We start from the raw sequence: 482 nt of genomic DNA on the forward strand, positions 1-482 counted from the left end.
AAAGGGGGGCGCGGCGGTCGGCCCGAACCCGACGGACCGCGGCAAGCCGGGTACCAAGCGCCACCTCGTCACGGACGGCCAAGGCACGCCGTTGGGCCTGACGCTCAGCGGCGCCAACCGCCACGACAGCCGCATGTTGGCTGCCACCCTGGATGCCGTGCCGCGCATCCGCATTGGCGGCCCGGGCCGACCCCGCCGCAGACCGCGCAAGCTGCACGCCGACAAGGCTTACGATCATCGTCGCTGCCGCAGGGAGTGCCGCGCCCGGGGCATCACCCCACGCATTGCCCGGCGCGGCATCGAGAGCAGCCAAAGGCTCGGCAAGCACCGGTGGGTGGTAGAGCGAACCTTCGCCTGGCTGAACCGCTTCCGGCGTCTCACCATCCGCTATGAGCGACGGGCCGACATCCATCTGGCCTTTGCCACACTCGCCTGCGCTCTCGTCTGCCTCAATCAGATCCGGAGGTTCTGTTAGACGTTCT

1 protein-coding gene is annotated in these 482 nt (G+C 69.1%); it reads left to right on the plus strand.

Annotated elements, in window-relative coordinates; all coding sequences use genetic code 11:
• Window positions 1–475 (plus strand): IS5 family transposase (locus tag E0493_RS22970; RefSeq protein ID WP_160939583.1); only part of this gene is annotated, 475 nt, incomplete at its 5' end.
• Window positions 476–482: the final 7 nt, after the last annotated feature.

It is taken from the genome of Teichococcus coralli (assembly GCF_009829925.1).
Lineage (GTDB): Bacteria > Pseudomonadota > Alphaproteobacteria > Acetobacterales > Acetobacteraceae > Pseudoroseomonas > Pseudoroseomonas coralli.